The organism is Microbacterium gilvum (assembly GCF_039543865.1).
GTDB classification, from domain to species: domain Bacteria; phylum Actinomycetota; class Actinomycetes; order Actinomycetales; family Microbacteriaceae; genus Microbacterium; species Microbacterium gilvum.
Genome location: NZ_BAABKO010000004.1, coordinates 16,880 through 30,324, shown reverse-complemented (window position 1 = coordinate 30,324; position 13,445 = coordinate 16,880). Strand labels below are relative to the sequence as shown.

The window sequence follows — 13,445 nt, the reverse complement described above, 5'->3', positions numbered from 1 at the left end:
ACCTCGGCGTTCGCCAGTGCGGATGTGGGCACCCCCGCGACTCGCCAGTGCGGATGTAGGCGAAAAGCCGCCTTCAGGCCCACATCCGCACTGGCGAAGCGCGAAGAGACCCACATCCGCACTGGCGAAGCGCCCCAAGCGCCCCAAGCGCCCCAAGCGTCGCAACCGTCGCACCCGCTGAAAGCCCCTACAACCCCGCGACGCCGTCGCGGCCGAGCTCGCGACGCACGAACGCGGCGGCCACCTCGCGGTCGAAGCGCTCGCGCTCGCCCGCGACGCGGGCGCGGTACGGCTCCTGGGCGGCGAGCGCCGCCGCAGGGTCCGAGAGCACGGCGTCGAGCACGCCGATCGCCGCGTCGACGACGTCGGGGAGCACATCGACCTTGTGCGCCCACGGGAGCGGCACGTCGACATCGTTCGCGCCGGCGCCGCGGCGGGCGACGAGCACGATCGCCCCCATCGCAGCGGCTTCGCGCGGCATGCGGTCCTTGCCGGGGTGCGTGCCGAGATCGAGGTACACGAGGGAGGTGCGCAGCGCCTCCGCGACCTCGTCGCCCGTCATCCCCCGCAGCGGCAGCAGCTCGAGGTCGGGGCGTCGACGCGCGAGCTCGCGCATGATGACCGCCGACTTCGCCGGGTTGTACGCGATCCGCGGCGCCCGGCCCTCGACCGACGCGGCGACCGGCGCGAGCGGCGTGTAGTCGGAGAGGATGGTCCCGACGCGGCCGAGGTGCGCGTGCACATGGTTCCAGGCGTAATGCGACTGAACGAGGTGCCCCGCCCTGGCGAGGATCGCGTCCTCCCCCGTCCGCCATCCGCGCAGGGCGCGCTTGAGGTGACGCAGCCACAGCAGCGGCGGCCGCGACATCCGCGTGCGCTCGATCGGCAGGGTCGAACGGCCCGCGCGCTCGATGACGAACCGCGGCGCGTAGTCGATCGACAGCCACCACACGAACGCGCGCGCGTGCTCGAGGTCGCGCAGCAGCAGCGCCTGCGTCTCGGGCACGACGACGTCGTTGCCCTCGGCGTCGACGACGGATGGCGCCTCCGGGGCGTCGTAGTGAGCGTAGCGCTCGGCGCGCGGCGCGCCCTCCGTGCCCGGCACCGGCACGAGGAACGCCTCCCTGCCCTGCCGGCGGAGGGAGTCGACGAGCTGGTGGAGCGCCTCGGGCCCGCCCGTGGCGAGCCCGCGCGGGTAGTAGACGTAGGTGGTCATGCGGCCTGACTGACGGTGGGCGACGGGACGGGTCCATCCTGCCGCCTCCCGAGGCGCGCCGAGAACGCGACGGCGACGATCGCCCCGAAGAACGGCAGCACGTGGTTGTCGCCGAGGAACGTGGTCGTGTCGAGCATGCCGTGCGCGATGACCCACGTCACGCCGACGAACACGACGAGCAACTCGGCCGACGAGCGCGAGAGCAGCTTCTCGCCGCGGTTCGCGGCGATCCGCCGCACGGTCGCGATCACGGGCCAGAACGACAGCGCCAGGGTGAGGAGCAGCGCGATGAGGCCGGCATCGGCCCATGCCTGGGCGAACAGGTTGTGCGGCGGGAAGAGCTGCAGCCCGCGGCCGGGGAACGCGATGCGCCACTGCTCGACGATGGTGAGCCGCCAGTTGCCGAACCCGAGCCCCGTGAACCAGTGCTCGGGCACCTCTCGCAGCACGACGCCCCACAGGCGCCCGCGCTCGTTGAGCGTGCGGATGGTCTCGAACAGCAGACCAGGACGCGCCGCCGCCACGGCCGCGATGCCGGCGGCGCCGACGACCGCACCCGCCACGGCGACGAGCACGGCGAGGAGGGGCCTGCGCACCGCGACGAGCAGCAGCACGCCGAGCACGGGCAGCGCCGCGATCGCGACGATGGGGGTCTTCGACCCGGTGCCGAGCGACGCGTCGAGCGCGATCGCGCCGATCGCGGCGAAGAGCCAGACCGTGAGACGTCCGGGGCGCTGCAGCGCCCCCCACAGGTAGAGGCAGGCGACGACGGCGAGGAAGAGCGACGCGGTGTTGGCGTTGAGGAAGGTTCCGCCGGCCTTCACGACGTCGTTGACGTTCTCCGTGCTGCCGAGCGCGATGAACTCGACGCCCGGCTCCGTGAACAGGCGCGCGATGGGCGACGTCAGGTACGCGCGCTCCAGGTCGGGGAAGAAGCGGAAGAGCGTCACGAGCCACGACTGCAGGAGCACGGCCGGAGCGCCGATCCTCAGCGCCGAGACGAGCCCGTCGGGCGAGACGCGGATGGTCTCCCTCGCCAGCAGGAACGTCGCGGCCAGCGCGACCGAGAGCAGCACGCCGTATGCGGCCGAGCCGACCTTGTCCGCCCACAGCACGGAGATCGTCTGCCAGACGGCGAGCGCGAGCAGGATCCAGAGCCATCCGTGCCCGCCCGTGCGCCGGAAGCGCCACAGTGCGCCCGGCAGCAGCGCGGCCGTCGCGACGAGTCCGAGGGATGTGAACCCGAACGGCCCGAAGAGCTGCAGCACGCCGAGGACGAACGCTCCCCCGAGGAGGACGCGCGCCGGCAGGCGGAAGGAGAGGAAGACGATGACGGCGGCGCCGACGGCCGCGGCCGCGAGCACGAGCAGGATCTCGATCGGGGTCCGCGAATCGAGGAACGACGGTTCCGCGACGACGATCATCGGCACCCCCAGTCCCGATCGGCTCCCTCCAGGCTAACCCGCGAGCGCTCGCGCGCCGGAATCGGCGTACCCGGGTTACACGGCGGGGGCGCGCGTGGAGCCGCGCACGCGGAGCGCGGCGGGGCTCACGGCGTGCACGGGCTGGTCACGCCCGGCGATGCGCTCGAGCAGCAGGCGCACCGCGGTGCGCCCCATCCCGACGCCGTCCTGGTCGATCGTCGTGAGGTCGATGCCGGGATGGCCGGCGATGTCGACGTCGTCGTACCCCGCGACCGACACGTCGCGCGCCCCTGCGTCGGCGAGCGCGCGCTGCGCCTCGAGGGCGAGCGTGTCGTTCCCGGCGAAGATCGCGGTGGGCGGCTGGTCGGCCGCGAGCAGCCGGCGCGCGGCGTCGTACGCGTCGTCGGCCCCCTGTCCCGACCGCGCGACGAGCGGAGTCGTGCCGAGCTCGGCGGCGATCCGCTCGTACACGCCGAGGCGTCGCCCGTGCGGAGACGTGTCGCCCGGCCGGGCCGTCGCGATCGTGATGTGGCCGATGCGCCGGTGGCCCAGGTCGATCAGGTGCCGGAGCAGCAGCTCGGCCCCGCCCTCGTCGTCCCCCGTGACGGTGTCGTACAGCGGCGAGTCGTCGTGGCGGCCGATCATGACGATGGGCGTCGCGGGCGCGAGCCGCTCGAGCCACTCCTGCTCCACCTCGGGCGAGATCGCGACGAGCCCGTCGACCTGCCGGTCGAGGAGGGCGTCGATGGGGCGGCGCTCCGACTTGCCGGGCGGCGTCGGCGCGACGATGAGCTGGTAGGCGGTGTCCTCGACGACCTCCGTGGCGCCCGTGAGGATCTTCGCGAAGAACGGGTTCGTCAGTGCGGGCAGCTCGAAGCCGATCGTGTGGGTGGCGCCGCGGAGGGCGCGTGCCCCGACACGCGGCCGGTAGCCCAGCTGCTCGATCGCGGCGTTCACACGCTCGCGCATCGCGGGGCTCACGCCGTAGGCGTCGCGGATGACCTTCGACACCGCGGCGCGCGAGACGCCAGCCAGGGCTGCAACGTCCTGGATGGTCGCCTGAGCGGCGGCGGTGCGCGTCACCGCCTCAGGATAACAGCGCGGCAACGATTCGTAGATCAATCTACGTAGATCGATTGACAAACGTTTCAACGCCTCCCTACAGTCGGGGATTGCCGCGCGAGGACGCGTGGCCGAGACGATGACGTTCCCCCTCAGGAGGCCCTCCGATGTCCCTTCGCTCCCCTCGCCGGCTGCTCGTCGGCGCGACCCTCGCGGGCGCCTCGGCGCTCGTCCTCGCCGGGTGCTCCGGCGGCAGCTCCTCGGACGACGGCTCCGAGATCTCGATCCTCATCGACAACGCCGAGACCACGGTCGCGACCATGGAGGCGCTCGTCGCCGCCTTCGAGGAGGCGCACCCCGACATCCACGTCGACATCGAGACGCGCCCGCAGGGCACCGAGGGCGACAACATCGTGAAGACGCGCCTCTCGACGGGCGAGATGACCGACCTGTTCGCCTACAACACCGGGTCGCTGCTGCAGGCGCTCAACCCCGACCAGATGCTCGTCGACCTCGGCGACGAGGAGTGGGTCTCGACGCTGCAGGACAGCTTCACCCCCGTGGTGTCGACCGACGAGGGCTTCTACGGCGCCCCGCTCGGCCAGACGTCCTCCGGCGCGATCTTCTACAACAAGACGGTCTACGCCGAGCTGGGCCTCGAGGTCCCGACGACGTGGGACGAGTTCGTCGCGAACGCCGAGGCGGTGAAGGCGCAGGCGCCCGACGTGGCACCGATCATCCAGTCGTACGGCGAGACCTGGACGTCGCAGGTCCTCGTGCTGGGTGACTTCGCGAACGTCATGGCAGCCGACCCCGACTGGGCCGACGCGTACACGGCGAACGAGGCGAAGTACGTCGACGACCCCGCGTTCGCGGGCTTCCGGCACCTCGAGGAGCTGAACGCCGCCGGCCTCTTCAACGAGGACTACGCGTCGACCACCTACGACGAGGCGCTCGCGATGCTCGCCGACGGCGAGGGCGCGCACTATCCGATCCTCTCGTGGGCCATCCAGAACATCGCCGCGAACAACCCCGACGCCGTCGACGACATCGGCCTGTTCGCCATCCCCGGCGAGTCGGCCGCCGACAACGCGCTCACCGTCTGGCAGCCCGGGGCCGTGTACGTGCCGACGTCGACCGAGGGGGCGCGCCTGGAGTCGGCGAAGACGTTCCTCGCCTGGCTCACGACGCCCGAGAGCTGCGCCGTGCAGGTCGAGGCGACGGGCGTGCCCTACGGTCCGTTCGTGATCGACGGCTGCGAGCTCGGCGACGACGTGCCGTCCGTCGTGACCGACGAGGTCGCGTACTTCGACGCCGGCACGGTGCAGAACGCGCTCGAGTTCCTCTCGCCCATCAAGGGCCCGTCGCTCGAGCAGATCACGGTCGCCGTGGGATCGGGCATCACACCCGCCGCCGAGGGCGCGCAGCAGTACGACGACGACGTGACGAAGCAGGCCCAGCAGCTGGGAATCGAAGGCTGGTGACCATGGCACGCCCCCGTCGCCGGAGCATGTACCCGTCGTGGTTCTTCCTTCCGGCCGGCGTCTTCTACGTCGTCCTGTTCCTCATCCCGACGGGGGCGTCCCTCTACTTCGCCCTCACGCGGTGGACGCTGTTCGACTCCGAGTTCATCGGCTTCGACAACTTCGTCGCGTTCTTCCAGGACCCCGCTCTCTCGACCGGGTTCGTCAACACCTTCGTGTTCGCCGCGGTCACGAGCGCACTCAAGGTCGTGCTCGGGATGGCCCTGGGCCTGCTCCTGAGCGCCCAGATCATCGGCCGCGGGTTCCTGCGGAGCGTCGTGTTCTTCCCCGTGCTCGTCTCCACGATCGGGGTCGGCATCACGTTCAAGGTGCTGCTCGACCCGTTCGACGGGCTCGTCAACCGCGTCATCGAGTTCTTCGGCGCCACGGGGCCGGGATGGCTGACCGACCCGGCGCTCGCACTGCTCTCGGTCGCGTTCGTGGATGTCTGGAAGGGCGTGGGACTCGCCGCGCTCATCTACATCGCCGGCATCGTCGCCATCCCGCAGGAGTACTCGGAGGCGGCGCGCGTCGACGGCGCGAGCGCCTGGCACCACTTCCGCCACATCACGCTGCCGCTGCTTCGGCCGGCGACCGTCACGGTCGTGCTGCTGTCGCTCATCGGCGGCCTGCGGTCGTTCGACCTCATCTGGGCGATGACGAAGGGCGGGCCGGGCTTCACGAGCGACGTCATCGCCTCGGTGATCTACAAGCAGTACCAGGCCGGCTTCTTCGGGCTCTCGACGGCCGGCAACGTCATCCTCTTCCTCGTGGTCGCGGCGATCATCTTCCCGCTGTCGGCCTGGCTCAACCGCAAGGAGACCGAGCTGTGAGCACCCGCGTCTGGCGTGTCGGCGGCGGGCTCGCCGCCATCGTCCTCTCCGTCGTCGTCTTCATCGTGCCGTTCGCGTTCATCGTGCTGACGGCGTCGAAGACGCAGCAGGAGGCCTCGCAGCTCGGCTTCACGTGGCCGACCGAGTGGGCGTTCGTCGAGAACCTCGTCGCCGTCATCGAGAACCGCGACTTCCTGCTTCTGCGCGCCTTCGTCAACAGCATCGTGCTGACGGTGGCGTCGGTGGCGATCATGGTCGTCCTGGCGGCGATGGTCGGCTACGTCCTGCAGCGGAGGTCGTCGCGGTGGAACCGCGTCGTGAACGCCCTCGTCCTGTCGGGGCTCATCATCCCTCCCGCCGTCGTCCCGACGATCTGGGTGCTGCAGTCGCTGGGCCTGTTCAAGACGCTGCCGGGGCTCGTGTTCGTGCACGTCGCGTTCGGGCTGTCGTTCTGCGTGCTCCTGTTCCGCGCGTTCGTGGCGACCATCCCGCGCGAGCTCGACGAGGCGGCGACGATCGACGGGGCGGGGCCGCTGCGGCTGTTCTTCACGGTCGTCCTGCCGCTCCTGAAGCCCGTCGTCATGACGGTCGTCGTCGTGCAGTCGGTGTTCGTCTTCAACGACTTCACCTACGCGCTGTACTTCCTCCCGGGAGACGAGAACGCGACCGTGCAGCTGACGCTCTTCACGTTCTCGTCGCAGGCGGTGAGCAACTGGAACCTCCTGTTCATGGACGTGCTCCTCATCACGATCCCGCCGCTCATCATGTACATCTTCTTCAACCGGCAGATCGTCGCGGGCATGACCTCTGGCGCGGTGAAGGGATGAGGGGGGACGAGATCCTCGCGCTGTCGCGCGCGGCGAGTCCCGATCCGTTCCCGCTGCGCATGGCCGCGGCCGGCGACCGCGACTGGCTGTACGCGCCGGGAGGGTTCGCCCGCGGGATGCTCGACACGGTCGTCGACGACGGCTATGCGGGCGCCGTCGACGTCGGCTACGACCGCAACCAGCGGCCACCCGCGGCGCGCGTGCGGTTCCGCGCCGCCGACGGCGCGATGGTGGAGGCCGTCTCGGATGACGGCGGTCCCGCGTGCCTCGTCGACGACGGACGCGGCTGGCTCGTCGAGCACGAGGGCGCCTGGGTCGAGCCCGACAGGCGGCGCGGGGGCGGCCGTCCGCCCCACCGCGACGACGAGCCGGTCGCCGTGCTGCGACCGGCCCCGCTCGGCGACGGCCTCTTCGACGCGGGGGCGACCGTGCTCGCGCGGCCGGTCATCCGCGCGGCGGCACCGCCCCGCGTGCGGGTGGGCGAGTCGATCGCGGAGGCACGGGCCGAGAGCGGGCACGAGGCGCGGGTCGAGGTCGTCCGGCGCGACGACGGCACCTGGACGACGCGAGCGCGCGTGGGCCTGCGGTACCTCGTCGTGGAGGGCGCCGACGAGGTCGTGCTGGAGGCCAATGCGCGCAGCGTGGAGCGCCCGGGCGCGTTCGCCTGCTCCGACGACGCGCTCACCCGCGTGTGGGCGGTCGCCGCGTACACGACGCGCGTGTGCGCGCAGCGCCTCGACGTCGACGGCCTCAAGCGCGACCGCATGCCGTGGGGCGGCGACCTCGCGCTCAACCTCCTGTCGCACGCCTACGCCCTGGGCGACGGCGAGGCGACCCGCGACACCCTCGACGCGCTCGGCCGACCCGACGGCTACGTCAACGGGATCGTCGACTACTCGCTGTGGTGGGTGGTGTCGCACGCCGCGCACCGCCTGCAGTTCGGCGACACCGTGCCCCTCGCGCGGCGGGCCGCCGACGTCGCCGAGCTGCTCGACGGGCTCTCGTCCGATGTCGACGACGACGGCGTGCTGCGTCCGCGGCGGCCCACCGGGTTCCCCGGCGGACCCGTTCTCATCGACTGGGGCGTCGAGTGGACGCCCGACCGCGACCTGTGTGCGCTGCAGATGCTGTTCGCGTGGGCGGCGCGGGCGGGAGCCGGGCTGCTCGCGCTCGCCGGCCATCCGCGCGCCGCGCACTGGTCGGGGGTCGCCGAGCGGGCGGGCGCCGTGCTGCGGACGCGCGGGTGGGATGCGGGGCGGGGGGTGTGGCGCGAGCACCTCGAGCCCGGGAGCGGCCCTTCGCCGTATCCGAACCTGCTCGCGGTGCTGGCCGGCGTGCACGACGACATCCCGGCGAGCGTGGCCGACGCGATCGCGTCGCGGCTCGACGACGTGCGGACGCCGTTCATGACGGGGTTCGCGCTCACCGCGCTCATCACGGCGGGGCGGCCGGGGGCCGCCGTCGCGCGCATCCGCGAGAAGTGGCTGCCGATGCTCGATCTCGGCGCGACGACGTTCTGGGAGGAGTTCCCGGAGGAGGGCCGCTCACCCTACGAGATGTACGGGCGGCCGTTCGGCAAGAGCCTCTGCCACGCGTGGGGTGCGGCGCCGGCTGCGCTGCTCCCCCGCGCCGTGCTCGGCATCGAGCCGCTCGAGCCGGGGTGGAGCGCGGCGCGGGTGGCTCCGGCACTCGGCGACCTCGTGTGGGGGGCTGCCGTCGTCCCCACGCCGCTCGGCGACCTCGTCGTGCACGCTGAACGTGACATCGTGACGGTGGACGTGCCCGCGGGCATGCGCGTCACAGGGCTGGGCGACGACGTCGTCGGCCCGACCCGCGTCGAGAGGCGCTTCGCCATGGAGGAAGGAACCGCATGACCGTGCACGTGACCCCCGTCCGCTTCGAGCACCTCGACGACGCGCTCGGCGTCGGAACGCCGACGCCCCGCCTCTCCTGGCGAACGACCGCCGACCCCGGATGGGCGCAGGCGGGCTACGAGGTGGAGGTCGTCCGCGGCGGAGCGGGCCGCGTGTTCGCGGTGCCGGGCGACGAGTCGGTGCTCGTGCCGTGGCCGGATGGCCCGCTCACCTCGCGCGAGGAGGCGGTCGTGCGCGTGCGCGTCGTCGGCGCCGACGGATCGGCATCGGGGTGGTCGGAGCCGTCGGCCGTGGAGGCGGGGCTCCTCGATCCGCTCGACTGGGAGGGCGCGGCCATTCAGCCCCCGTGGGACGATGCCGGCGACGACCGCCGGCCGCCGCTGTTCCGCCGGGCCTTCGTGCTGCCGGCGCCGGTGCGACGGGCGCGCCTGTACGCCACGGCGCACGGCGTGTACGAGCTCGAGGTCAACGGCCGTCGGGTCGGGGAGGACGTGCTCAACCCCGGGTGGACGGTGTACTCCGATCGGCTGCGGTACCACGCGTACGACGTGACGGAGCTGCTCGGCGAGGGCGACAACGTCGTGGGGGCCTGGATGGGCGACGGCTGGTGGCGGGGGCGCCTCGGGTTCGGCGGCGGCCAGGCGGACCTGTACGGCGCCGACATCGCGCTGCTCGCTCAGCTCGAGGTCGACCTCGCCGACGGGTCGCGCGTGGTGCTCTCGACCGACGGAGGGTGGACGGCCGCGCCGTCGCCCATCCTGCGCAGCAGCCTGTACCTCGGCGAGACGTTCGACGCGGGTGCCGTGCCCGCCGGCTGGAGCTCCCCCGGCTTCGACGACGCCGGATGGCAGCCGGCGCGTGCCGCGCACATCGCGCACGGCACGCTCGTCGCGCCCGAGGGCCCTGCGGTGCGGTGCACGCAGGAGCTCGCTCCGGTGTCGACGGATCGGCGGCCCGACGGGCGCATCCTCGTCGACTTCGGCCAGAACTTCGCGGGGCGCGTCCGGGTGCGGGCGGCGGGCGGCGTCTCGGGCGACCTGCTCATCCGGCATGCGGAGGTGCTGCAGGAGGGCGAGCTCTACACGCGGACCCTGCGCGACGCGATCTCGGAGGACCGCCACCTCGGCTCAGACGGCTCGATCGACTGGGAGCCGCGGTTCACGATCCACGGGTTCCGGTACGCGGAGGTGTCGGGCTACGACGGCCCGCTCGACGGCATCGAGATCACGGGGCGCGTGTACCACTCCGACATGCGCCGCACGGGATGGCTCGAGACCTCGGACGCGCGTCTCGACCGCCTGCACGACAACGTGCTGTGGAGCATGCGGTCGAACTTCGTCGACGTGCCGACCGACTGCCCTCAGCGTGACGAGCGCCTCGGGTGGACGGGCGACATCCAGGTGTTCGCCGCGACGGCGACGTTCCTGTACGACTGCGCGGGATTCCTCTCCAGCTGGCTGCGCGACCTGGCGGCGGAGCAGCGGCGAGTGGGCACGGTGCCCGTGTACGTGCCGTTCATCCCCGGCGGCTTCTGGTGGACGCCGGGGAGGCCGATCGCGGCGTGGGGCGATGCGGCGGCTCTCACGCCGTGGGATCTCTGGCGCCGCTACGCCGACCGCGAGCTGCTCGCCCGCCAGTTCGCGAGCGCGCGGGCGTGGGTCGACCAGGTGGCGGGGCGCGCGGGGGCGTCACGGCTGTGGGATGGCGACCGGCAGCTGGGCGACTGGCTCGACCCGACGGCGCCGCCGGAGGATCCGGCCGCCGCGCAGACCGATCCCGCCCTCGTGGCGACGGCGTTCCTCGCACAGTCGGCACGGCGCACGGGGCAGATGGCCGAGGTGCTCGGCGACGCGTCGGCGACGGCATACGCGGCGCTCGCCGACGAGGTCGCCGCGGCGTTCCGCGCGCGGTGGTTCGGCGCCGACGGGCGGCTCGTCGACCCGACGCAGACCGGGTATGCGCTCGCGATCGTCTTCGGGCTGCTCGACGAGCGGATGTCCGCGGTCGCCGGTGCGGAGCTGGCGAGCCTCGTCCGCGGCAACGGGTTCCGGGTCGGCGCCGGCTTCGCGGGCGTCAACCTCGTCGCCGACGCGCTCACGTCGACGGGCCATCCCGACGAGGCGTTCGCGATGCTCCTCGAGGACTCCACGCCGTCATGGCTGTCGATGGTCGACAAGGGCGCGACCACGATCTGGGAGCGGTGGGACAGCCTGCTCGACGACGGCACGGTGAACCCGGGCGAGATGACCTCGTTCAACCACTACGCGCTGGGATCGATCGCCGACTGGATGCACCGCGAGATCGGGGGCATCGCGCCGTCCTCTCCCGGCAGCCGCACGGTGCGCATCGCCCCGCGACCGGGCGGCGGGCTGACGTCGGCGCGGGCGCGGCACGCATCCCCGTACGGCGACATCGCGGTGTCGTGGACGCTGTCGGACGGCGTCTTCGTGCTCGAGGTGCAGGTTCCCGTGGGCGTGACCGCCGAGGTGGTGCTGCCGTCGGGCGAGACGTCGACGGTGTCGCACGGGAGTCACAGGTTCTCGACGCCGATGCACTGAGCGGATCTCCGCGGGGCACCGCCCCTCAGCGGCCGCCCGCGGCCGCCGTCTCCGCGAGGGTCGCGTCGATGATGCGCGCCGTGGCGTCCCAGTCGTAGCCCGTCGTCGGCGGCGCGACGCGGGCGGGCGACGCGAGCGACGAGCGGATCGCCGCGGCCCACGCCTCGACGTCGCGTGCGTCGTCGAGGGCGGTTCCGCGGCCATCCGCCGTCTCGGCCACGGCCGCGCATCCGCGCCAGTACAGCACCGGGGTGCCGGTCATGACGCTCTCGAGGGCGGGGAGTCCGAACCCCTCGAGGGTCGACGGCATGACCGTGGCCGCGGCGCCGCGGTACTCCCGGGCGAGCGCCTCGTCGTCGAGCCGCGGCAGCAGGTCGACGCGCTCCGCGATGCCGCGCTCGGCGAAGAGCCGTCGCGCGTCGTCGTGCTCGCCCCCGGGGAGCAGCGCGCGCAGGCGGGCGTCGGGCACGCGGGCGAGGGCGTCGAGCACCGTGACGAGGTTCTTGTGGAAGCGCAGGTTGCCGACGTAGATGACGTACGGGTCGGGGGCCTCGGCGGGCGCGATGTCGGCGCGGAAGGCCTCGGAGCATCCGATGCCGGCGTTGACGACGCGAACCGAGTCATCCCCGAGCCACTCCTCGACAGCGCGCTTCGAGGTCTCCGAGACGGTCAGCACGATGCCCGTGCGGCGGACGACGGGGCGCACGACGAACCGGTAGTAGGCGAGGAACTTGGCGCGGGCGGGCCAGGCGCTCTCGAGCTGGATGAGGTCGTGCAGCGTGAGTAGCTGCCGCTTCGCGCGGATGAACGCGTTGTAGCCGGGCGAGTAGACGAGGTCGACGTCGGGCACGCCGCGCAGGGTGTCGAGCGGGGCGAGGTGGTCGCCGTCGAACCCGAGCGAGACCCACGGGGTGCGCAGCCGCGGGAGGACCTCGCGGGAGTATCGCTGGATGCCGGCGATGCCGTCCCAGCGGGTGTCGATGGCGATGCGGGTCATGGGGTCCATTCTCCCGCCGCGAGGATCCGCCGACGCAGGGGGCGAGGGAGCTCGAACACGACGCGGGCGGGGGTGCGCGAGACGACCGCGTGCACGCCGATGCACACGAGGGCGATGGCGAGCGCGACGACGAGCGGCGCGATGCTGCGGACGACGGGACGGTCGATGAGGAGGCCCCAGTGCGGCACCCCGAGCGCGAGCGCTTCGAGGGCGATCCCGTGGAGGACGTAGATCGGCAGCGTGCGACGGCCGACCCAGGCGAGGGCGGAGCCGATCGGGCGGACGCGGCAGACCCCTGCCATCAAGGCGAGCAGCAGGATGGCCGCGGCCGTGTCGCGGGGGACGGAGAGCACGGCGGCGACGTCGGCGTCGCCTCCCGCCGCGATGATGCCGCCCGCGCCGAGGTAGGTCGCGAGGGCGGCCACGATGAGCGGGAGGTGGTGGCGGCCGATGCGGTCGCGCAGCCAGGCGGAGCCGTAGACGCCGATCGCGAAGAAGACGGCGTAGCGGAGGACGTTGCGGTACTGGTCGCTGTCGTCGGTGACGGGGACGTAGTGGCTGCAGATCGACAGCGCGGCGAGCATGGTGAGGATGAGGGCCGGGTCGACGCGGTGGAGCGTCGTGAGGACGGCGGTCCACACGGCGAGGGCGAAGACGTACCAGAGGAGGGTGCGCGGGAGGACGAGCTGGTTGAGGAAGGCGCCCCAGGCGATGCCCTCCCCCATGCCGATGGGGCCGGTCCAGACGAAGGAGCCGATGAGCCCCGCGAACAGGGCGAAGACGAGGAGCCAGACGGCGTACAGCCAAAACGATGAGGCGACGGAGGCGCGGACGCCGCGGTCGGACCATCCGGCCCGGATGCGGCGGGCGAGGAGGACGCCGCTGAGGAGGGCGAGACCGGGCATGCGGAAAGGGGTCATCGCGTCGATGAACCACGCCCAGAAGGCGGTCGAGTCTCCCGGCTGCAGGTAGCCGATGTAGGCGGACAGGGTCGTGTGCATGAGCACCACCGCGAGCACGCAGACCCCTCGAGACGCGTCGATCCACCCGATGCGGTCGTTCGCAGCCATGGGTTCGATCCTATGCACGGGCGGCGGCGCGGATGGCCGCGCCCCTCAGCGCCCCGGCTCC

Annotated in this window: 10 protein-coding genes; 5 read left to right on the top strand and 5 right to left on the bottom strand. The window is 72.5% G+C overall.

What is annotated here, in order from left to right; all coding sequences use genetic code 11:
- Window positions 1–187: 187 nt before the first annotated feature.
- The 3 genes from ABD998_RS11305 to ABD998_RS11295 form a co-directional block, all read right to left on the bottom strand.
- On the bottom strand, window positions 188–1,216 hold the full coding sequence (locus ABD998_RS11305) for a hypothetical protein (RefSeq protein ID WP_345439170.1): 1,029 nt from the start codon (window positions 1,214–1,216) through the stop codon (window positions 188–190).
- Entirely contained in the window at window positions 1,213–2,640 is a 1,428-nt protein-coding gene (locus tag ABD998_RS11300; protein WP_345439168.1) for an O-antigen ligase family protein, read from the bottom strand. Before ABD998_RS11300 ends, ABD998_RS11305 begins: the two co-directional genes overlap by 4 nt.
- A 75-nt stretch (window positions 2,641–2,715) precedes the next feature.
- Complete coding sequence (locus tag ABD998_RS11295) at window positions 2,716–3,723, bottom strand: LacI family DNA-binding transcriptional regulator (RefSeq protein ID WP_345439166.1); 1,008 nt, start codon at window positions 3,721–3,723, stop codon at window positions 2,716–2,718.
- A 146-nt stretch (window positions 3,724–3,869) separates the two neighbouring features.
- Between ABD998_RS11295 and ABD998_RS11290 the strand changes: the two genes are divergently transcribed.
- Genes ABD998_RS11290 through ABD998_RS11270 form a run of 5 tightly spaced genes read left to right on the top strand, consistent with a single transcriptional unit; the run spans window position 3,870 to window position 11,317 of the window.
- Window positions 3,870–5,186 (top strand): ABC transporter substrate-binding protein, encoded by a 1,317-nt coding sequence (locus tag ABD998_RS11290; protein WP_345439164.1) that lies wholly within the window; start codon window positions 3,870–3,872, stop codon window positions 5,184–5,186.
- 2 nt (window positions 5,187–5,188) lie between these two features.
- Window positions 5,189–6,058 carry a carbohydrate ABC transporter permease gene (locus ABD998_RS11285; RefSeq protein WP_345439162.1) on the top strand — a complete coding sequence of 290 codons (870 nt, stop codon included), beginning with the start codon at window positions 5,189–5,191 and terminating at the stop codon, window positions 6,056–6,058.
- Window positions 6,055–6,885 carry a carbohydrate ABC transporter permease gene (locus tag ABD998_RS11280; protein WP_345439160.1) on the top strand — a complete coding sequence of 277 codons (831 nt, stop codon included), beginning with the start codon at window positions 6,055–6,057 and terminating at the stop codon, window positions 6,883–6,885. Before ABD998_RS11285 ends, ABD998_RS11280 begins: the two co-directional genes overlap by 4 nt.
- Window positions 6,882–8,759 carry an alpha-L-rhamnosidase-related protein gene (locus ABD998_RS11275; protein ID WP_345439158.1) on the top strand — a complete coding sequence of 626 codons (1,878 nt, stop codon included), beginning with the start codon at window positions 6,882–6,884 and terminating at the stop codon, window positions 8,757–8,759. The genes ABD998_RS11280 and ABD998_RS11275 overlap by 4 nt, the downstream gene beginning before the upstream one ends.
- On the top strand, window positions 8,756–11,317 hold the full coding sequence (locus ABD998_RS11270) for a glycoside hydrolase family 78 protein (protein ID WP_345439156.1): 2,562 nt from the start codon (window positions 8,756–8,758) through the stop codon (window positions 11,315–11,317). Before ABD998_RS11275 ends, ABD998_RS11270 begins: the two co-directional genes overlap by 4 nt.
- A 25-nt stretch (window positions 11,318–11,342) precedes the next feature.
- On the opposite strand, the gene ABD998_RS11265 is transcribed toward ABD998_RS11270, so the two are convergent.
- Entirely contained in the window at window positions 11,343–12,314 is a 972-nt protein-coding gene (locus tag ABD998_RS11265; RefSeq protein WP_345439154.1) for a glycosyltransferase, read from the bottom strand.
- Complete coding sequence (locus tag ABD998_RS11260; protein WP_345439152.1) at window positions 12,311–13,384, bottom strand: acyltransferase; 1,074 nt, start codon at window positions 13,382–13,384, stop codon at window positions 12,311–12,313. The genes ABD998_RS11265 and ABD998_RS11260 overlap by 4 nt, the downstream gene beginning before the upstream one ends.
- Between the last annotated feature and the right edge of the window lie 61 nt (window positions 13,385–13,445).

Coding starts and splice junctions, on each gene's coding strand:
- ABD998_RS11300 (WP_345439168.1), bottom strand. CDS start 2,640: ATGATCGTCGTCGCGGAACCGTCGTTCCTCGATTCGCGGACCCCGATC.
- ABD998_RS11305 (WP_345439170.1), bottom strand. CDS start 1,216: ATGACCACCTACGTCTACTACCCGCGCGGGCTCGCCACGGGCGGGCCC.
- ABD998_RS11285 (WP_345439162.1), top strand. CDS start 5,189: ATGGCACGCCCCCGTCGCCGGAGCATGTACCCGTCGTGGTTCTTCCTT.
- ABD998_RS11290 (WP_345439164.1), top strand. CDS start 3,870: ATGTCCCTTCGCTCCCCTCGCCGGCTGCTCGTCGGCGCGACCCTCGCG.
- ABD998_RS11270 (WP_345439156.1), top strand. CDS start 8,756: ATGACCGTGCACGTGACCCCCGTCCGCTTCGAGCACCTCGACGACGCG.
- ABD998_RS11265 (WP_345439154.1), bottom strand. CDS start 12,314: ATGACCCGCATCGCCATCGACACCCGCTGGGACGGCATCGCCGGCATC.
- ABD998_RS11260 (WP_345439152.1), bottom strand. CDS start 13,384: ATGGCTGCGAACGACCGCATCGGGTGGATCGACGCGTCTCGAGGGGTC.
- ABD998_RS11275 (WP_345439158.1), top strand. CDS start 6,882: ATGAGGGGGGACGAGATCCTCGCGCTGTCGCGCGCGGCGAGTCCCGAT.